Annotated in this window: 20 protein-coding genes and 1 tRNA gene; 13 read left to right on the top strand and 8 right to left on the bottom strand. The window is 68.8% G+C overall.

Going from position 1 to position 17645, the window contains the following annotated elements:
- Positions 1-142 (bottom strand): cold-shock protein (locus tag NT132_RS13400; RefSeq protein ID WP_297789910.1); only part of this gene is annotated, 142 nt, incomplete at its 3' end.
- A gap of 531 nt (positions 143-673) precedes the next feature.
- On the opposite strand from NT132_RS13400, the gene arsB reads away from it, so the two are divergent.
- The 3 genes from arsB to NT132_RS13415 are packed head-to-tail and all read left to right on the top strand — an operon-like array spanning position 674 to position 3181.
- Positions 674-1792 carry an ACR3 family arsenite efflux transporter gene (arsB, locus tag NT132_RS13405; RefSeq protein ID WP_297789873.1) on the top strand — a complete coding sequence of 373 codons (1119 nt, stop codon included), beginning with the start codon at positions 674-676 and terminating at the stop codon, positions 1790-1792.
- Positions 1789-2757 carry a metalloregulator ArsR/SmtB family transcription factor gene (locus NT132_RS13410; protein WP_297789875.1) on the top strand — a complete coding sequence of 323 codons (969 nt, stop codon included), beginning with the start codon at positions 1789-1791 and terminating at the stop codon, positions 2755-2757. Before arsB ends, NT132_RS13410 begins: the two co-directional genes overlap by 4 nt.
- Positions 2758-2770: 13 nt before the next feature.
- Complete coding sequence (locus NT132_RS13415) at positions 2771-3181, top strand: arsenate reductase ArsC (protein ID WP_297789877.1); 411 nt, start codon at positions 2771-2773, stop codon at positions 3179-3181.
- A gap of 65 nt (positions 3182-3246) precedes the next feature.
- Here NT132_RS13415 and NT132_RS13420 read toward each other — a convergent pair.
- Positions 3247-3330 (bottom strand) — tRNA-Leu (locus NT132_RS13420).
- 152 nt (positions 3331-3482) lie between these two features.
- On the opposite strand from NT132_RS13420, the gene NT132_RS13425 reads away from it, so the two are divergent.
- The 7 genes from NT132_RS13425 (at position 3483) to pknB (ending at position 12304) form a co-directional block, all read left to right on the top strand.
- Entirely contained in the window at positions 3483-4214 is a 732-nt protein-coding gene (locus tag NT132_RS13425) for a DUF3662 and FHA domain-containing protein (RefSeq protein ID WP_297789879.1), read from the top strand.
- Entirely contained in the window at positions 4211-4738 is a 528-nt protein-coding gene (locus NT132_RS13430) for an FHA domain-containing protein (protein WP_297789881.1), read from the top strand. The genes NT132_RS13425 and NT132_RS13430 overlap by 4 nt, the downstream gene beginning before the upstream one ends.
- A 10-nt stretch (positions 4739-4748) precedes the next feature.
- Positions 4749-5984, top strand: coding sequence for a PP2C family serine/threonine-protein phosphatase (locus NT132_RS13435; protein WP_297789883.1), 1236 nt, complete (start codon positions 4749-4751; stop codon positions 5982-5984).
- Complete coding sequence (locus NT132_RS13440) at positions 5981-7363, top strand: FtsW/RodA/SpoVE family cell cycle protein (protein WP_297789885.1); 1383 nt, start codon at positions 5981-5983, stop codon at positions 7361-7363. Before NT132_RS13435 ends, NT132_RS13440 begins: the two co-directional genes overlap by 4 nt.
- On the top strand, positions 7360-8817 hold the full coding sequence (locus tag NT132_RS13445; RefSeq protein WP_297789887.1) for a penicillin-binding protein 2: 1458 nt from the start codon (positions 7360-7362) through the stop codon (positions 8815-8817). The genes NT132_RS13440 and NT132_RS13445 overlap by 4 nt, the downstream gene beginning before the upstream one ends.
- Complete coding sequence (locus NT132_RS13450) at positions 8814-10535, top strand: protein kinase (protein ID WP_297789889.1); 1722 nt, start codon at positions 8814-8816, stop codon at positions 10533-10535. Before NT132_RS13445 ends, NT132_RS13450 begins: the two co-directional genes overlap by 4 nt.
- Before the next feature lie 62 nt (positions 10536-10597).
- Positions 10598-12304: a Stk1 family PASTA domain-containing Ser/Thr kinase gene (gene pknB / locus NT132_RS13455; RefSeq protein ID WP_297789891.1), complete on the top strand. Its 1707-nt coding sequence runs from the start codon at positions 10598-10600 to the stop codon at positions 12302-12304.
- Here pknB and NT132_RS13460 read toward each other — a convergent pair.
- From NT132_RS13460 to NT132_RS13470, 3 genes are read right to left on the bottom strand one after another with little or no spacing between them, the layout of a single operon-like run.
- Entirely contained in the window at positions 12279-12923 is a 645-nt protein-coding gene (locus NT132_RS13460; protein WP_297789912.1) for an aminodeoxychorismate/anthranilate synthase component II, read from the bottom strand. The genes pknB and NT132_RS13460 overlap by 26 nt on opposite strands.
- A 31-nt stretch (positions 12924-12954) precedes the next feature.
- A complete protein-coding gene (locus tag NT132_RS13465) occupies positions 12955-13110 on the bottom strand; it encodes a hypothetical protein (protein WP_297789893.1) in 156 nt (51 codons plus the stop codon).
- Entirely contained in the window at positions 13110-13892 is a 783-nt protein-coding gene (locus NT132_RS13470; protein ID WP_297789895.1) for a class E sortase, read from the bottom strand. Before NT132_RS13470 ends, NT132_RS13465 begins: the two co-directional genes overlap by 1 nt.
- Positions 13893-13944: 52 nt before the next feature.
- Here NT132_RS13470 and NT132_RS13475 point away from each other — a divergent pair, with 52 nt between their 5' ends.
- Positions 13945-14175 carry a cell division protein CrgA gene (locus NT132_RS13475; RefSeq protein ID WP_297789897.1) on the top strand — a complete coding sequence of 77 codons (231 nt, stop codon included), beginning with the start codon at positions 13945-13947 and terminating at the stop codon, positions 14173-14175.
- Between the two features lie 56 nt (positions 14176-14231).
- Here the strand turns inward: NT132_RS13475 and NT132_RS13480 are convergent, their stop codons facing one another.
- Positions 14232-15107 carry a rhomboid family intramembrane serine protease gene (locus tag NT132_RS13480; protein WP_297789899.1) on the bottom strand — a complete coding sequence of 292 codons (876 nt, stop codon included), beginning with the start codon at positions 15105-15107 and terminating at the stop codon, positions 14232-14234.
- A 12-nt stretch (positions 15108-15119) separates the two neighbouring features.
- Entirely contained in the window at positions 15120-15677 is a 558-nt protein-coding gene (locus NT132_RS13485; protein ID WP_297789901.1) for a peptidylprolyl isomerase, read from the bottom strand.
- Between the two features lie 100 nt (positions 15678-15777).
- Between NT132_RS13485 and NT132_RS13490 the strand changes: the two genes are divergently transcribed.
- Entirely contained in the window at positions 15778-16362 is a 585-nt protein-coding gene (locus tag NT132_RS13490; protein WP_297789904.1) for a DNA helicase, read from the top strand.
- Between the two features lie 47 nt (positions 16363-16409).
- Complete coding sequence (locus NT132_RS13495; RefSeq protein WP_297789914.1) at positions 16410-16862, top strand: aminoacyl-tRNA deacylase; 453 nt, start codon at positions 16410-16412, stop codon at positions 16860-16862.
- Between the two features lie 3 nt (positions 16863-16865).
- On the opposite strand, the gene NT132_RS13500 is transcribed toward NT132_RS13495, so the two are convergent.
- On the bottom strand, positions 16866-17300 hold the full coding sequence (locus tag NT132_RS13500; RefSeq protein WP_297789906.1) for an NUDIX hydrolase: 435 nt from the start codon (positions 17298-17300) through the stop codon (positions 16866-16868).
- Between the last annotated feature and the right edge of the window lie 345 nt (positions 17301-17645).

Below are 17645 nucleotides of genomic sequence, written 5' to 3' on the forward strand. Positions count from 1 at the left end.
GCTGGTTCTCCTCGAGGGAGCGGTAGCCATTGCCGTCGATCGCGCTGAAGTGCGCGAAGACGTCGGCGCCGCCCTCATCGGGAGCGATGAAGCCGAAGCCCTTTTCGGAGTTGAACCACTTGACGGTACCTGTCGTGCTCATGCAAATGCCTTCTTTACTTGCCGACACCCACTGCACCGGCGTGGCCTCCCACCGTAGCGGTATCATGCGCGCGGCAAAAGGAACAGTGACACAAACGTTGCACACAAGATCCGCGCCGTTAACCATTCGACGCCCGGGCCGAGCAGAAGCTCCCAGGCCCGGGCGTCGACGGATCCCCCCGGATATGTCGCGCAAAGCGCAACAGCGATCACTCTAGTGGCAGGTATTGCGGAAAAGGGAGAGTGGGTTTGCACTCACTCGATAATTCATCGGAAAAGCTCCGGCGGCGCGCTCCCGTGGCGTTCTGAGGACAGAGAAGGCCCCCTCCCAGCTGGGGGAAGCGGGAGGGGGCCGTGAACGATCCTCCGTTGGGGGAACGGCGCGGATTCGTCTGTCAAAGGCTACGTCGCCCGCTCCGCGGCGAGAGCCGGAGCGCGGGAACCATAAAGAACACTCAGCTTGGCGGCCGTTCGCAGGTCGTTCACGCGCTGTTCTCTTGACTCCTGTATCGAATATCTTCAATATAGGAGCATGTCGATCCTGTCCACGCCGCAGGCACGGAGTCCACGACCGCGAGCCCGCCTGTCCGTGCAGGACCGCTGGCTGCCCGCCTGGATCCTCGGCGCCATGGGCGTGGGCCTCCTGCTCGGGCAGTTCGTCCCGCAGCTGGGGGCGGTGCTGGCGGGGTGGGAGGTCGGGGGCATCTCCGTTCCCATCGCCATCGGTCTGCTCGTGATGATGTACCCGGTGCTCGCGAAAGTCCGGTACGACAGGATCGCGTCCGTCACCGGCGACCGACGACTCCTTGTGGCGTCACTGGTCCTCAACTGGCTCGTCGGGCCGCTCCTGATGTTCCTGCTCGCCTGGGCGTTCTTGCCCGACCTGCCCGCGTACCGCACCGGCCTCATCATCGTGGGGTTGGCGCGGTGCATCGCCATGGTGGTGATCTGGAACGATCTGGCCTGCGGGGACCGGGAGGCCGCCGCGGTGCTGGTCGCACTCAACTCGCTGTTCCAGGTCGTTGCGTTCGCGGCGCTCGGGTGGTTCTATCTGGCCGTCCTGCCCGGGTGGCTGGGGTGGCAGACCGCGGCGCTCGATGTGTCGGTGGGGCAGATCGCCCTCAACGTGCTCGTGTTCCTCGGCATCCCGCTGGTCGCCGGGTTCCTGTCCCGGATCATCGGCGAGCGCGTGCAGGGCCGCGACCGGTACGAGCGGGTCTTCCTGCCGCGCATCGCACCATGGGCGCTGTACGGGCTCCTGTTCACCATCGTGCTGCTGTTCGCGTTGCAGGGACGGCAGGTCATCGCCCACCCGTGGGATGTGGCGCGCATCGCCGTGCCGCTCCTGGCCTACTTCGCCGTGATGTGGGGCACCGGCATCGTGACGGGCCGGATGCTGCGCCTCGGGTACGCCCGATCGACGACACTCGCCTTCACGGCCGCGGGCAACAACTTCGAACTCGCCATCGCGGTGGCGATCGGAACGTTCGGCGCGGCATCCGGGCAGGCGCTCGCGGGAGTCGTCGGCCCCCTCATCGAGGTGCCGGTCCTGGTCGGTCTCGTCTCCGTCTCGCTCGCCCTAGGGCCGCGCCTGTTCCCCACCGACCCCGCGACCCCGGCCGCGCCCACCGAGACGAAGGTACGGTCATGACGATGACGACGCCGCTGGACTGCGCTCCGACCACTGCGCACGCGATGGGGGAACCGGCGGCGGCGACGCTCGCCGCGACGCTGAAGTCGCTCGCCGATCCGCTGCGCGTGCGCATGCTGTCGGCGATCTCCAGCGACCCCCGTGGCGAAGCGTGCGTCTGCGACCTCGAACAGCTTTCCGCGGTCTCGCAGCCCACGATCTCCCACCACCTGAAGGTCATGCGCGACGCCGGTGTGCTCGAATCGGAACGCCGCGGCACCTGGGTCTACTACCGCATCACGCCGCGCCTGCGTCCGGCGGTGACCACCCTGCTCGACTCGTTCGCCCCCGCGGCCGTCAGCGCCCCGGAGCGCACGGGTGAGGGTCTTTCCGACGTCGACGGGCAGCTCACCCGCATCGCGGGCGAGCTGCAGGAGCTCCACCCCGCCCTGGACGCGCAGCTGATCCTCCACGTCGTTCGCGAGTCCTATGCGGGGCTCGCCCGCCGAGCGACGGTGTCATCACTGCTGATCCCGCTCGCCGAGCGATTCGCCCGCCAGCGCCTCGACGACCTCTCCCGCGACCGCACGGCCGGTGCCGCGCGCGTGCTCTTCGTGTGCGTCGCCAATGCGGGACGATCGCAGCTCGCGGCCGCACTCGTGAACCAGCGATCCGGCGGCCGGGTGATCGCACGCTCGGCCGGGTCCTCACCGGCCGGCGAGGTCCACCCTCACGTCCGCTCGCTCATCGCCGAGATCGACCCTGCATCCTCGGTCGACGCGTACCCGAAGCCGCTGACCGATGACGCGGTCCGCGCCGCCGACATCGTCGTCACGATGGGCTGCGGCGATGTGTGTCCCGTCATCCCCGGTGTCCGCTACGAGGACTGGGCTGTCGGTGACCCCGCCCTGGCCTCGCCGGAGGGCGTCGCCGCCATCCGGGACGACATCGCCCAGCACGTCGACCGGCTGCTGGCCACGCTCTGAGAAGGACATCGCCATGAGTACGAAACGCCCCACGGTCCTGTTCGTCTGCGTTCACAACGCGGGGCGGTCCCAGATGGCCGCGGGGTTCCTGCGCGAGCTCGCTGGCGACGCCGTCCAGGTGTTGTCCGCCGGATCCATGCCGGCGGACCAGATCAATCCGGTGGCCGTCGAGGCGATGGCCGAGGTGGGCATCGACATCGCCGGCCGTCAGCCCACGGTGCTGACCACAGAAGCGGTACAGGAATCTGAGGTCGTGATCACCATGGGATGCGGCGACGCCTGCCCGTTCTACCCGGGCAAGCGCTACGAGGACTGGAAGCTCGACGATCCCGCCGGTCAGGGCCTCGACGCCGTCCGGGGCATCCGCGATGACATCCGCGCGCGGGTGCAAGGCCTCGTGGCCCAGCTCACCGCGCAGGGGTAGCGGTCCGGCGCGAGAAACGAAAGAGCCCCCGGCCGGTCATCCGGTCGGGGGCTGATTCTGCGCTGTGCGCGAGGGGGGACTTGAACCCCCACGCCCTTACGGGCACTGGCACCTGAAGCCAGCGCGTCTACCTATTCCGCCACTCGCGCGAGTCACCGCATCCGAAGACCCGGCGAAACTCAACTTCCCGAGAATATCACGCCGTAGGGGCGCCGTTGTGCGCCGATCCGCATGCATTCGCGTGCCACTCAGGCGGGACAACTACGATGGTGCCACCCATTCTGCCTGCCTGAGGAGTCGCGTGGGACTACTTGACAGCTTCGAAAGAGGTCTCGAGCGCGCCGTCAACGGCGCCTTCGCCAAGACCTTCCGTAGCGGGATCCAGCCGGTGGAGATCGCTTCGGCGCTCCGCAGCGAGCTCGACACGAACGCGGCGGTCGTCTCCCGCGAGCGCATCCTCGTGCCCAACACCTTCACCGTGTACCTCTCCGCCACGGACCTCGAACGCATGCGCGCACTCGGATCGCAGCTCACCAGTGAGCTCGACACCCTGGTCCACACGCACGCCCGCTCCCAGCACTACTCCTTCTCGGGCCCCGTCTCGATCAGCCTGGCGGCCGACCCGAAGCTCACCACCGGCCAGCTGCGCGTGCAGTCGCAGTCCGCGGGCGGACGGGTGTCGTGGCGCGGAGTGCTCGAGATCGCCGGGCGGCAGCATCCGCTCGTCGCCGCGCGCACCGTCATCGGCCGCGGCAGCGACGCCGACATCACGATCTCCGACGCCGGCACGAGCCGGAAGCACGTGGAGATCCTCTGGGACGGGGAGCGTGCGATGGTCCGCGACCTCGGCTCCACCAACGGCACGAAGCTCAACGGGCACAAGGTCGGCGAGGCCCCGCTCACACCGGATTCCACCGTGACCATCGGTCGTACCGATATCGTGTTCCGCGTCGTCCCGCAGACATCCGCGGACGACGCGACCCAGGCCTTGCCCCTCCGTGAGGCCCCGCCGTGGAGGGATCCGCTCGCATGAGCCAGCTCACCCTGCTTCTGCTGCAGATCGGGTTCCTCGTCGTCCTGTGGTTCTTCGTGTTCGCGGTGGTGTACTCACTGCGCGCCGACGTCTTCGGCGTCCGCGCCCGGAAGCTCCCCGAGCCCGCTGCCGCAGCGCCGGCCCCGCTCGCCCCCGCCGCCGCCGCGACCGCGCCCGTCACTTCGCGGCCCGCACCCAAGAAGAACGTCAAGGGCGCCAAGGCGACCACCGAGACCGCGCACCGCATCGTCATCACCAGCGGTCCGAAGACCGGCCTCGAGCTTCCCCTCGGCACCGAGCCGCTGACGATCGGCCGCTCCAGCGAGTCCGGGCTCGTCGTCCGCGACGACTACACCTCCAGCCACCACGCGCGGCTCATGCTGTGGGGCGAGCAGTGGATGCTGCAGGATCTCGACTCCACCAACGGCACCTGGCACGACGGCGAGCGCGTGTCCGCCCCGGTCCCGATCGTCATCGGCGCGCCCATCAAGGTGGGCGCCACGACCTTCGAGCTCCAGGGCTGACGGGCGGCGAATGGTCTTTCAGGGCTCGAGCGCCGCGCTCTCGCACACCGGAAAGGTGCGCTCGAACAATCAGGACTCCGGCTACGCCGGATCGAACCTGTTCGTGGTCGCCGACGGCATGGGCGGGCACGCCGGCGGCGACGTCGCCTCCAGCCTCGCGATCTCGCGGATCGCCGACCTCGACCGCCCCTTCGCCTCCACGAGCGAAGCGGAGAACGCGCTGCGGCAGTCGATCACCGACACCGCGACCGACATCATCGATACCGTCCGCATCCGCCCGGAACTCGCCGGGATGGGCACGACGGTCAGCGCACTGCTCATGGTCGACGACTACGCCGTCATCGCCCACATCGGCGACTCGCGCATCTATCTCTTCCGCGACGGTGCACTGACCCAGATCACGACCGACCACACCTTTGTGCAGCGGCTCGTCGACTCCGGCCGCATCACGCCGGAGGAGGCCCGCTACCACCCCCGCCGCTCCGTGCTCATGCGCGTGCTCGGCGACATGGACCCCGACCCCGAGGTCGACACCTTCATCATGCCGACCAAGCCCGGTGACCGCTGGCTGCTGTGCTCGGATGGCCTCTGCGGCGTCATCGACGACACCCACACCGGCAAGGCGCTAGCCGCCGGGAACGCGCCCGCCCGCACCGCGGATCACCTGCTCAAGCAGACGCTGGATGCGGGAGCCCCCGACAACGTCACGATCGTCATCGTGGACGTCGGCGGACACCACCCGGTGTTCTCCGGCACGCCCGCCATCGTCGGTTCCGCGTCCACGCCGATGGGCGTCGAGGTTCCCGCCGCCCGGCCCGGTCGGTCCTCGTGGCTGCACCCGAACCGGCAGGCCGCGAACGAACCGACCCACTTCGAGCCCGCCCCAGAGTTCCTCGAGGAGCTCATCGAGGAGGACCGGCGCCGCGGCAGACGGCGCCGCATCGCCTGGTTCGTGGGCCTGATCGTGGTGCTTGCGGCAATCGCCGCGGCCGTGATCACCGGGTACAACTGGACCCAGACCCGGTACTACGTCGGCGCGGACGACGACACCGTGGTCATCTACCGCGGGGTGCAGCAGAGCATCGGCCCCCTCGCGCTGTCGACACCATACGAGGACACCGGCATCCTGCTCGCCGACCTCACCCCGTTCGACCGCCTCACGGTGGAGAGCACGATCTCGGCACGTTCACTCGCCGACGCCGAGGCGATCGTGCAACGCCTGACCCCCGAGGAGGCGATCGGATGACCGCCACCACCGGACCCGTCGCCGCCGACACCGCGGTGATCCGGGCGTTGCGGCGCATCCGCGTGCCGCAGAAGCAGCGGAACCGCGAACTCGCCCTGCTGCTGTTCGCCCTCGTGGTCAGCGGCGCCGCGATCGCCCTGGTTCAGCTCGGTGTGCTGAAGACGATCGACCCGAGCTTCCTCTACTACTGCGGCGTGCTCGCCGTGCTCGCGCTCGGCCTCCACGTGATCCTGCGATTCGTCGCCCGTGACGCCGACCCGTTCGTCCTGCCGATCGGCACGGTGCTCACCGGTCTCGGCCTGGCGATGATCTACCGCATCGATCTGGGCGACGAGGCGTCGGGCTGGTCGGCCGCCTCCACCCGGCAGCTCGCCTGGGCGGGCATCGCGTTCGCGCTGGCGATCGCCGTCGTCCTGGCCCTGCGCAACTACCGGGTGCTGTTCCGCTACACCTACGTGTCGGGCTTCATCGGAGTGCTCCTGCTCATCCTGCCGATCGTGCCGGGCCTCGGCTCCGACGCCAACGCGGACGTCTGGGTTTCGCTCGGATTCTTCTCGTTCCAGCCGGGTGAGCTGGCGAAGATCGCGCTGGCCATCTTCTTCGCCGGCTACCTGGTGCGCACCCGCGAGAGCCTCACCTCGGTCGGCACCCGCTTCCTCGGGATCACCTGGCCCCGAGCGCGCGAACTCGGCCCGATCCTGGTGATCTGGCTCATCTCGCTCGGCATCATCGTGCTGCAGCGTGACCTCGGCACGGGCCTGCTCATCTTCGGCATGTTCGTCGCGATGCTCTACGTCGCCACCGGCAAGACGAGCTGGGTGCTGCTCGGCGTCGTCCTGGCGGCCGCCGGCGCCTTCGCCGCCTCCCGCGTACTGCCCTACGTCGGCGCTCGGTTCACGAACTGGCTGGATGCGTTCAATCCAGCGCTCATGGACAACAGCAGCTACCAGCTGGTGCAGGGCATCTTCGGTCTCGCCCACGGGGGCCTGCTCGGCACCGGCCTCGGGCAGGGCCGGCCGGGTCTCACGCCGCTCGCGCAGAGCGACTACATCGTCCCGAGCCTCGGCGAGGAACTGGGCCTCATCGGCGTCTTCGCCATCCTCTGCCTGTACATGGTCTTCACCAGCCGTGGCATCCGGATCGGTGTGGCCGGGCAGGACGACTTCGGCAAGCTCCTGGCCACCGGCATGGCGTTCACGATCGCGCTGCAGGTGTTCATCATGGTCGGCGGGGTGACCAGGGTCATCCCGCTCACCGGGCTCACCACCCCATTCCTCGCCGCCGGCGGGTCCTCGCTCGTGGCGAACTGGATCATCGTCGCGCTGCTGCTGCGGATCAGCGACTCGGTGCGCAATCAGCCTCGGGTGGTGATCGGATGACCCGGCAGCTGCGACGGCTCAGCATCCTCATGCTGGTGATGTTCCTCGCCCTGTTCGCCTCGACCAGCTGGATCCAGGTGGTGCAGGCCAACACCCTCGCCGCCAATAGCGAGAACAAGCGTGCGCTGTACGACTCGTACGAGGTGCAGCGCGGCGCGATCATCGCCAGCGGTGTGGCGATCGCGACTTCCGTTCCCTCCGACGACGTCTACGCCTGGCAGCGGGTCTACACGGATGCGAACATGTGGGCACCCGTCACCGGATACATCAACGCGGCCCTCGGGTCGGCGACCGGGATCGAGCAGGCGATGAACCGGGAGCTGTCCGGCACCGGCAGCTCGCAGTTCCTCTCCCGGGTGGAACAGATCTTCACCGGGCAGTCGCCGCAGGGCTCGAACGTCGTGCTGTCGCTGGATGCCACCGTGCAGAAGGCGGCGTACGACGCACTCGGCGACCTCCAGGGCGCGGTCGTCGCGATCGAGCCGTCGACCGGCCGCATCCTCGCCCTGGTGTCGAGCCCCAGTTACGACACCAACCTGCTCGCGGCGCACGACCCGGATGCGGTGAACGCCACCTACGACGAACTGGTCGCCAACGCGACCCACCCGCTGTACAACCGGGCGATCGCCGGGAACCTCAACCCGCCCGGGTCTACGTTCAAGCTCGTCGTGGCATCCGCCGCGCTGGCGTCGGGCCAGTACACCCGCGACTCCCCCTTCCCGAACGTCGCTGAATACACGCTCCCCGGGACGAACACCAGCATCCGCAACGCCGGCGGTGGCACGTGCGGCGGCGGCGAGACGGTGACGCTCGCGGACGCCCTGCGGCTCAGCTGCAACATCCCCATGGCGGAGCTCGCCGCGCAGCTGGGAGACACCGCGATCCGCGAGGAAGCGGAGAAGTACGGATTCAACTCCACGTTCACGATGCCGCTGGAATCCACCGCGTCCAGCTATCCGCGAGCGTTGGACGACGCACAGACCGCTCTCACCGGCTTCGGTCAGGGGCAGGTCACGGCCACGCCGCTGCAGATGGCCATGGTGTCGGCCGGCATCGCGAACGAAGGAGTGGTGATGAACCCCCAGATGGTCGATCAGGTCATCGGACCCGACCTGTCGGTGCAGCAGAGCTTCGAGAGCAGCGAGTTCATGCGGGCGCTCGAGCCGGATCTCGCCGCCGAGATGGTCCGCATGATGGTCGCCAATGTCAGTGATGGTGCGGCCTCGAATGCAAGAATGGACGGCGTCGAGGTAGCGGGGAAGACCGGAACCGCGGAGAACGGCGACGACAAGCCGTATTCGCTGTGGTTCACCGGGTTCGCCCCCGCCGACGATCCGCAGGTCGCCATCGCGGTCGTCGTCGAGGACGGCGGCGGTCAGGGTCAGTCGGGCAGCGGGAACACCATCGCGGCACCGATAGCGAAAAAGGTCATGGAGGCGGTGCTGGGACGATGAGACCGACGCAAGGTGCGACATTCGGCGGCCGGTATGAGCTCGACTCACGGATCGCGATCGGTGGCATGGGCGAGGTGTGGGAGGCGACCGACCACGTCATCGGCCGTACCGTAGCGATCAAGATCCTCAAAGACGAGTACATGGGCGATCCCGGGTTCCTCGAGCGGTTCCGCGCGGAGGCGCGCCACGCCGCCCTGGTGAACCATGAGGGCATCGCGAGCGTCTTCGACTACGGCGAGGAGAACGGCTCCGCCTTCCTCGTCATGGAGCTCGTCCCCGGCGAGGCACTGTCCACTGTGCTGGAGCGCGAGGGGTCGTTGTCCACCGACAAGACCCTCGACATCGTCGCGCAGACCGCGTCGGCCCTCCAGGCCGCGCACGCCGCGGGCCTCGTGCACCGCGACATCAAGCCCGGCAACCTGCTGATCACCCCCGATGGCCGGGTGAAGATCACCGACTTCGGTATCGCCCGCATCGCCGACCAGGTGCCGCTGACCGCGACCGGTCAGGTCATGGGCACGGTGCAGTACCTGTCGCCCGAACAGGCGTCCGGTCACCCTGCCTCGCCGTCGACCGACATCTACTCACTCGGCATCGTGGCCTACGAATGCCTCGCGGGGAAGCGCCCGTTCACGGGTGAGTCGCAGGTCGCGATCGCGATGGCGCAGATCAACGAGCAGCCGCCGCCGCTGCCGCCGACGGTCGCGGAGCCGGTGCGCAACCTCGTCATGGCCATGATCGCCAAGAAGCCCGAGGACCGCCCGGCCTCCACCGCGACGGTGGCCCGTGCCGCGAATGCGCTCCGCCGGGGCGACGTGGCGGCCGCGGCCGCCGCGGTGCCCGCGATCGCCGCCGGCCTCGCCGGCGATGACGCGACCCAGCTGCTCGGCGTGGGTGCCGACACGGCCACGGCGACCCAGCTGCTGCCCTCCGCCGCCGCGCTCTCCGAGTCCGGCGAGCCGGTCAAGCGCAAGCGGAGCCCCTGGACGTGGCCGCTGGTCGCCCTCATCGTGATCCTGCTCATCGTGCTGGGCGGCACGATCTGGGCACTGTTCGGCAACAATGGCGGGGGCGATGACCCGGCCTCACCGTCGGCCTCGCAGACGCCCACCAAGACCTCGGCGAGTCCCACCCCGAGCGCCACCACGGTGGATGTGAATGCTCTCCAGCTCACCGGGCTCAGCTGTGAGGATGCCTCCGCCAAGGTCAGCGCCGCGGGCCTGGCCGCCACCTGCGAGCAGGGCAACAACGCAACCACGTCCGACCAGGTCGGCCAGGTGTACCAGGTGAGTCCGACGGGCAACGTCACCAAGGGCACCGTGCTGACCCTGACGGTGTACGCCGACATGGTGGGTCTTCCCGCCCCGACCGCGCCGGCGATCTCCGGCACCGCGGTCGCCGGCGGCACGGTCCAGGTGACGTGGACCGGATACCAGTGCCCGTCCGGCACCGGGAACGTGAGCTCGTACAACTTCACCGCCACCAATGCCACGTTCAGCTCCACCGGTCAGTCCAGCGCGGCTTTCGGCTCGGGTGACCGGAGCGGGCAGTTGCTGATCAACGACAGCCCCGGCCAGACCGTGATCGTGACCTACACCGTCACGTGCTCCGGGAACGGCTCGGGCGAGCAGCGGACGACCAGCGGGTCGCCCGAGGCCAATGCGCAGATCGCGGCGAAGCCCAACCCCAACCCTTCGAGCACCCCCGAGGCCCAGTAGTCGTCCAGGGTGCGGCGCCAGCCATCCGTTAGGCTGGAGGGCGTTGCACCCAGGGAGTCACCGTGACAGATGTACCACGCGTCCTCGCGGGCCGCTATCGGGTCGATGAACTCATCGGACGCGGGGGCATGGCGAGTGTGTACCGCGGGTACGACACGACCCTCGGCCGCGACGTCGCCCTGAAGCTGCTCAAGCGCGAGCTCGCCGAGGACGCCACGTTCCGCACCAGGTTCCGCCTCGAGGCCCAGGCCGCATCCCGGATGGCGCACCCGACCATCGTCCGCGTCTACGACGCCGGCGAGGACGTCGAGACCACCCCGGACGGCGTCGACCATCCGGTGCCGTACATCGTCATGGAACTCGTCCACGGCACGCTGTTGAAGGACATCGCCGCCGAGGGCCCCCTCCCGGCCGCGGATGCGGTGCGCTATGTCGATGGCATCCTCGAGGCCCTCGACTACTCACACCGCGCAGGTGTCGTGCACCGCGACATCAAGCCCGGCAACGTCATGGTCACCCCTGCCGGTCAGGTAAAGGTGATGGATTTCGGCATCGCGCGAGCCGTGTCGGACTCGTCGTCCACGGTGGCCGAGACCACCACGATCCTCGGCACCGCCGCCTACTTCTCGCCCGAGCAGGCCAAGGGCGAGTCCGTCGACGCGCGCGCCGACCTCTACTCCGCCGGCGTCGTGCTCTACGAGCTCCTCACCGGCCGGCCGCCGTTCCGCGGCGACACCCCCGTCGCGGTGGCGTACCAGCACGTGAGCGAGGCCCCGATGCCTCCCTCCGAGCTCGTGGACACCCTCCCCAAGGGCCTGGATGCGGTCGTTCTGCGTTCGCTGGCGAAGGACCCGTTCCAGCGGTTCCAGGATGCGGCGTCGTTCCGCGAGACGCTCGGCAACGCGCTGACCGGCAAGGCGCCATCGAAGCGTCAGCTCGGCGCTCTGACCAGCGAGCTGTACGGCCCGAACCCGCGACAGGCAGCAGAGACCGCGCGGACGCTGCGTCAGCTCTCGGCCGATTCCACCATGAAGCGCAGCCAGGCCGGTCCCCCGGCCGCCTGGATCTGGGCGGGCGTGGCGGTGCTGGCGGTGCTGCTCGTCTCGGTGCTGTTCTGGGTGATGTCGATCCGCTCGACCGCGCAGCTGGCCGACGAGTCCCGCACCATCCCCGATGTCGCCACGATGACCTACGACCGGGCCGCGGTGCTGCTGGAGGAGGCTGACCTCGTCCCGAAGCGCAAGGACGTCACGGACGACGCGATCGCCCCGGGCAACGTGGTGGGCACCGACCCCGCCGCGGGGACTCCGGTCGAGAAGGGGCAGACGGTCACCATCCTCGTTTCCGCCGGCAAGGAAACCGTGACGATGCCCAGTGTGGTCGGCGTTGCCGAGCAGGCGGCTCGCGACGCCATCACCGCCGCCGGCCTCACCGTGGGAACGGTCACCGCGGTCAACGATCCGCAGATCGGCGCCGGCACCGTCATGTCCGCCGACACCGTCGCCGGGCCCCTCGACGCCGGCGACGAGGTCGCGGTGGGGACGACCGTCAACCTGAAGGTCGCGAGCGGCAAAGTCGTGCTCAACGACGTCACCGGGTACACCGTGGAAGCCGCGACGCGCGATCTGGAAGCGATCGGGCTTCAGGTGCTGACGGTCGAGGATCCGGGGTGCCCCGCCAGCAATCCGCCCACCGTGGGGGTCATGTCGGTCGCGCCCGGTGAGGTACCCATCCGTTCCGAGGTCACCCTGACGGTGTGCGCGGGCTGACCGCCCCGCGGTGAGGCGAGAGTGCCGCACCCCGGGATGCGGCGCCGTGCTGCCCCAGCGACTCGAGCCAGTTGCCGAGAAGACGGTAGCCGCCCTCGGTCAGCACGCTCTCGGGATGAAATTGCACCGCGGTGATCGGCAGGCTGGTGTGTGCGAGCGCCATCACCGTCCCCTCCGCGGTCCGCGCAGTGACCCGCAGCGTGTCGGGAAGCTCCACCTCCGGCGTTGCGAGGGAGTGGTACCGGCCCGCCACGAAGGGAGAGGGGAGTCCGGCGAAGAGCGCGGATCCATCGTGCCGGACGGCCGAGGTCATGCCGTGCATGAGTTCCGGTGCCTCGGCGATGGTCCCGCCGAAGGCGACGGCGATCGCCTGATGGCCGAGGCACACGCCCAGCAGGGGAACCGCGTCGGCCGCCGCGGCCGCCACGACCGCCAGGGAGGCTCCCGCAGCCTCGGGGGCGCCGGGGCCGGGGGAGACGACCACCCCGTCGTAGCCGCGGACCGCGGCGTCCGCCGCATCCGGATCGATCTCGTCCGCTTCGCGCAGCTCGACATCGGCGCCGAGCTCGGTCAGGTAGCCGACGAGCGTGTGGACGAAGCTGTCATGGTTGTCGATCATGAGGATGCGCAGGCGCTCACTCAACAGGCGCTCACTCAACAGTGACTTCCTGCGGGTTGAGGTAGGTCGACACCCACGGATAGACATAGGTGAAGAGGGCGTAGACCACGGCGGCCGCGAGGATGACGAGGATCAGCACCCGGACCCACCAGGGTCCGGGAAGGATGCGCCAGAGTGCCGCGTACATCAGGTCAGCCCTTCGGTCAGTGATGCCGGCGGTCCGTCGGCGCGCGGCGTGAACGTGTCGAAGACGCTGTACGCGATGATGCGCTCGGTCATGGCGTACATCGGGCTGCAGCTTGTCATGGTGAGGTAGCTGCCGTTCGCCGCGGCCCCCTGCTGCTGCGGCACCGGAAGCAGCACGTCCCCTGCATCCGGGGTCACGTACTCGAGGGTGCGGAACCGGTAGGTGTACCAGCCGTCCTGGGTCTCGATGACGATCGCATCGCCCAGCCGGAGGTTGGCGATCTGATTGAAGGGCTTGCCGAACGTGGTGCGGTGGCCGGCGACGGAGACGTTTCCTTCGGCGCCCGGCATCGGAGTCGAGCTGTAGTGGCCGACGCCGATCGGGTCGAGTGTTTTCGCTCGGGTGACACCGCCGGCCATCGCGACGGCATAGTCGGCGCCGAATCGTGGGACGTACATGGTGCCGAAGACCTCCCCGTCCCCGGGCACGGCAAGCACCGGGATCTCGACCGCTGCAGGGGTGGGGGTCTCGGTGGGGTCCGGGGTGGGCGCGGCGCTCTGGGAGGCATCGAACTCTTCCTGCCACTGCTCGGACAGGCTCCGGGCCTCGGCGGCACGCTCGGAGGCGTAGATGAGATCGCCGAGCCAGAGCTGCCAGGCCACGTACAGCAGTGCGACCACGCCGACGGTGATCAGCACCTCGCCGATCACGCCGACGACGCTCGTGCGTCGCCGCGGCCGCGGGCGGTCGCGGCGGGCCGGGGGAACCTGGACATCGGTCACGAGGGGATTGTAGCGATCGCGACCCAGACCGCCTCCCAGGTAGGATGTCGGCATGGCACGCACGGACAAGACAGACGAGTCGACCGGCGCGGGCGACCCGGCCCCGAACCCGGTGTGGTTCCTGCCGATCATGGTCGGTCTCATGGTGATCGGGCTCGTCTGGGTGCTCGTGTTCTACCTGAGCAACACGCAGTACCCGATTCCGGGGATCGATGCGTGGAACCTCGTCATCGGCTTCGGGATCGCGTTCGTGGGATTCCTCATGACGACGCGCTGGCGCTGAGAACTACACCGGTGTAACTCATCCCCACCTGTGGATGAGCCTGTGGATAACTTCCGTCAGCCGTAGATGAGCGGCGGGACGAGCAGCAGCAGGAAGAGACAGACGACGAGCACCGTCAGCAGCCCGATCTGCAGTCCACGCTGATTCGGTCGCCGCGTCCGGGCGAAGACGAGTCCGGCGAGAGCCCCGGCGACGAGCCCGCCGACGTGCGCCTGCCACGAGATCCCCATGCCCGGGATGAAGCCGATCGCCAGGTTGATGCCGAGCACGATGAGGATGCCGGTGAGGTTCGCGCCTAGGTGCCGCGCGATGATGACCAGCGCACCGAACAGACCGAAGATCGCACCGGACGCACCGACGACCCACCCGCCGAGGTCGAGCAGGGCCACCCCCACCGAACCGCCGAGCGCACCGATCAGGTACAGCGCCAGGAAGCGCCAGCGTCCGAGAAGCGGTTCCAGGATGCGGCCGATCATCCACAGCGACAGCATGTTGAGTCCGACGTGCCACAGCGAGGAGTGGACGAGCGCGCCGGTCCACAGCCGCCACGGCTCGAACGTGCCGCTGTACTGCGGGTACAGGAACACGCCGTTGAAGGCGAGCCACTGCGGGAGCAACTGACCGGTGAACAGCGACAGCACGTAGGCCGCCGCGGTGATCCCGATGATCGAATACGTGACCACCGGCTGACCACCGCGCACGGCGACGGGGGCGGGCCCACGACCCCAGCGTCGCTGCGCCTGGCGCTGCGCGGGAGTCTGCTCCCGCCGCTGCTCGGCCATGCATTCCGGGCAGATCACCCCGACGGCGCCCTGAGTCTGGCACTCGGGACAAATCGTGCGCAGGCACCGCTGACAGAGCACGAAGCTCTGACGGTCTGGGTGCCGGTAGCAGAAGTTGTCGCGATTGCGCGTGAACTCAGGGCTCGTCACGGATGCGGGGACTCAGGCGGCGGTGATATCGATCGAGGAGATGACGACGGGCTCGATCGGGCGGTCGCCGGCACCGGTGGGCACGGCGGCGATCGCGTCCACGACCGCGCGGGAGGCGTCGTCGGCGACCTCACCGAAGATGGTGTGCTTGCCCTGCAGCCACGGCGTGGGGTCGGTCGTGATGAAGAACTGCGAACCGTTCGTGCCTTCCGCGGCGCCGGTGATGGCGTTGCGACGGAGTCCGGCGTTCGCCATGGCAAGGATGTACGGCTTCTCGAACGTGAGCTCGGGGTGGATCTCATCGTTGAAGTTGTAGCCCGGGCCGCCGGTGCCCTGACCCAGCGGGTCGCCGCCCTGGATCATGAAGTTCGGGATGATGCGGTGGAAGATGACGTCCGTGTACAGCGGGCCCTCGCCGGGCTTGCCGGTGGCGGGGTTCGTCCAGTCGCCGGTGCCATCGGACAGGCCGATGAAGTTCTGAACGGTGCGGGGTGCGTGATCCCCGAACAGGTTGACGACGATGTCGCCGTGATTGGTGTGAAGGGTTGCAACGGCGGAGGGAGTGACCATAGGTACATTGTCGCAGAGTTCGTCGCAAGCCCGGCTGTGCCCGGGCCCTCGCTCTGGCAAGATGGGCAGACCGACATACCCACTGATAGGGGGAAAGCTCGTGAGTCTCAGCCGTAAGCGCAAGAAGGAGCTGCACAAGCTCCAGACCCAGGCGAACAAGCTCTGGGAGACGCAGCAGGTCCTGGTCGGCGAGGCGGCCGATGTCGCTCGCGAGGCCGGACGCCAGCTGGGTCACCTCAACCGTGAGCGCGTGGTGCCCGCGGTGCAGGAGGGCTACCACCGCTATGCCGAACCGTACGTTTCGCGCTCTGTAAAGGCATCCAAGCGTGTGCTGAACGACGCCGTCATCCCCGCAGCGGGAGCCGTCGTCGGCAGCGCCCTATCGGTATGGGATGCAGCCAACGACACCCGCTCGCGGCTCTCCTCGGGCCACGGCTTCGCTCTGCCGGACGCCTCCGCGTACCAGAAGAAGGCCGCCAAGTACGGCAAGAAGACGACGAAGCAGCTGTCCGCGAAGCTCGCCCGTCTCGAGCCGAAGAAGAAGGGGATGGGTGCGGGCGGCGTCATCGCGCTGATCCTCGGCGGCCTGGCCGCTGCCGGAGTGCTGTATGCCGCGTGGCAGACGCTGCGCGCGGACGACGAGCTGTGGGTCGCGGACGACCCGCTGCGCGCCCCGGACGCGTGAGTTCAGAAGACCTTTCGGTCGCCGGTCACGGTGACCCCACGGAGCGGGTGCGGCGTGCCGCATCCGCTCTCGGTCTGTCGGTCGAGATCCGGCCCCGCCCGGAGGCCGCGAACCTCCCGGACGCCGCGCGCCTGCTCGGGCTCAAGCCATCAGACATCGTGAAGACCTTGGTGGTCAAACGCAGCGATGACACCTACCTGTTCGTCCTCGTCCCGGGCGACCGGTCGATCGCCTGGCCGAAGCTTCGCGCGGTGGTCGGCGTGAACAAGCTCCAGCTGCCCGACCCGGAGCGCGCCCTCGAGGCCACCGGGTACGAGCGCGGCACCATCGTGCCGCTCGGCAGCACGACCGCGTGGCCCGTCTACGCCGACGAATCCATCAGCGGCCGTCGCGTCGCCATGGGCGCCGGCGCGCACGGCTACAGCCTGTTCGTCTCCGCGGACGAGCTCATCGCCGCCCTCCACGCCACCGTGGCCGACGTCACGCAGCCGCTGACCTGACCGTCACCGACGTGGGTCGGGGAGCCCCGCCCAGCCTCGGGCGATATCCACCAGCTTGACCCGGCGGAGACGCCCGAGCTCGACGAGGGTGAACCATCGCGCCCGGTCGGTGGAACCGCCCACCTCGTCCCGGAGTTCGCCGCCTGTGACCTGTGCCCGGTACACGATGCGCAGGGTGTGGAGGGGCTCGGGGCTCTCGGTGAGGCGACGGTTCGCCGGGATGACACGGGAGTGGATGCCGAGCAGCGTGCCCACCGCGGCGCGGTAGCCCGTCTCCTCCTCGATCTCCCGGCGGAGTGCGTCCTCCGGGTCCTCGCCGTCCTCGAGGCCCCCTCCCGGGAGCGTCCAGGCCCGGTGCCGGCCTTCGTTCCAGTGGGCGAGCAGCATCCGGTCGTCGTCATCGGTGATGACACCGTAGGCGGCGACGCGCAGATCCATGCGGCCGACTCTAGTCGGCGGGCGATCGCCGGTCGCGTCAGCGATGCACGATCAGGGCCGCGACGGGACAGACGCGGGCTGGCTCCGGCGCACCGTTCAGCGCGTCGTCCACGACTTCGACATGTCGAACTGGGACTGGTCGGTCGGACCACGGTGAGGCGACCCAGAGCGTCCACCGAGCGGTATCCGTTCATGCCCGCCCCGATGTCGGCGGCGCTCGAAAACTGGACAGTTGCGGCGCTTGAAAAGTGAACACTCAACGATTGGAGAGTGATCACTTTGGAGGATTGGGCGCTGATCCGGAGGCTTGCCGCGGAGGGTGAGCCGAAGGCGAAGATCGCGGCA

This window comes from Microbacterium sp., assembly GCF_026393345.1.
Taxonomy (GTDB): domain Bacteria; phylum Actinomycetota; class Actinomycetes; order Actinomycetales; family Microbacteriaceae; genus Microbacterium.

What these genes read in the sequence shown, in the direction of transcription:
- arsB (WP_297789873.1), top strand. Translation starts at nt 674, where the DNA reads ATGTCGATCCTGTCCACGCCGCAGGCACGGAGTCCACGACCGCGAGCC.
- NT132_RS13410 (WP_297789875.1), top strand. Translation starts at nt 1,789, where the DNA reads ATGACGATGACGACGCCGCTGGACTGCGCTCCGACCACTGCGCACGCG.
- NT132_RS13415 (WP_297789877.1), top strand. Translation starts at nt 2,771, where the DNA reads ATGAGTACGAAACGCCCCACGGTCCTGTTCGTCTGCGTTCACAACGCG.
- NT132_RS13430 (WP_297789881.1), top strand. Translation starts at nt 4,211, where the DNA reads ATGAGCCAGCTCACCCTGCTTCTGCTGCAGATCGGGTTCCTCGTCGTC.
- NT132_RS13435 (WP_297789883.1), top strand. Translation starts at nt 4,749, where the DNA reads ATGGTCTTTCAGGGCTCGAGCGCCGCGCTCTCGCACACCGGAAAGGTG.
- NT132_RS13440 (WP_297789885.1), top strand. Translation starts at nt 5,981, where the DNA reads ATGACCGCCACCACCGGACCCGTCGCCGCCGACACCGCGGTGATCCGG.
- NT132_RS13445 (WP_297789887.1), top strand. Translation starts at nt 7,360, where the DNA reads ATGACCCGGCAGCTGCGACGGCTCAGCATCCTCATGCTGGTGATGTTC.
- NT132_RS13450 (WP_297789889.1), top strand. Translation starts at nt 8,814, where the DNA reads ATGAGACCGACGCAAGGTGCGACATTCGGCGGCCGGTATGAGCTCGAC.
- NT132_RS13460 (WP_297789912.1), bottom strand. Translation starts at nt 12,923, where the DNA reads ATGATCGACAACCATGACAGCTTCGTCCACACGCTCGTCGGCTACCTG.
- NT132_RS13465 (WP_297789893.1), bottom strand. Translation starts at nt 13,110, where the DNA reads ATGTACGCGGCACTCTGGCGCATCCTTCCCGGACCCTGGTGGGTCCGG.
- NT132_RS13475 (WP_297789897.1), top strand. Translation starts at nt 13,945, where the DNA reads ATGGCACGCACGGACAAGACAGACGAGTCGACCGGCGCGGGCGACCCG.
- NT132_RS13485 (WP_297789901.1), bottom strand. Translation starts at nt 15,677, where the DNA reads ATGGTCACTCCCTCCGCCGTTGCAACCCTTCACACCAATCACGGCGAC.
- NT132_RS13500 (WP_297789906.1), bottom strand. Translation starts at nt 17,300, where the DNA reads ATGGATCTGCGCGTCGCCGCCTACGGTGTCATCACCGATGACGACGAC.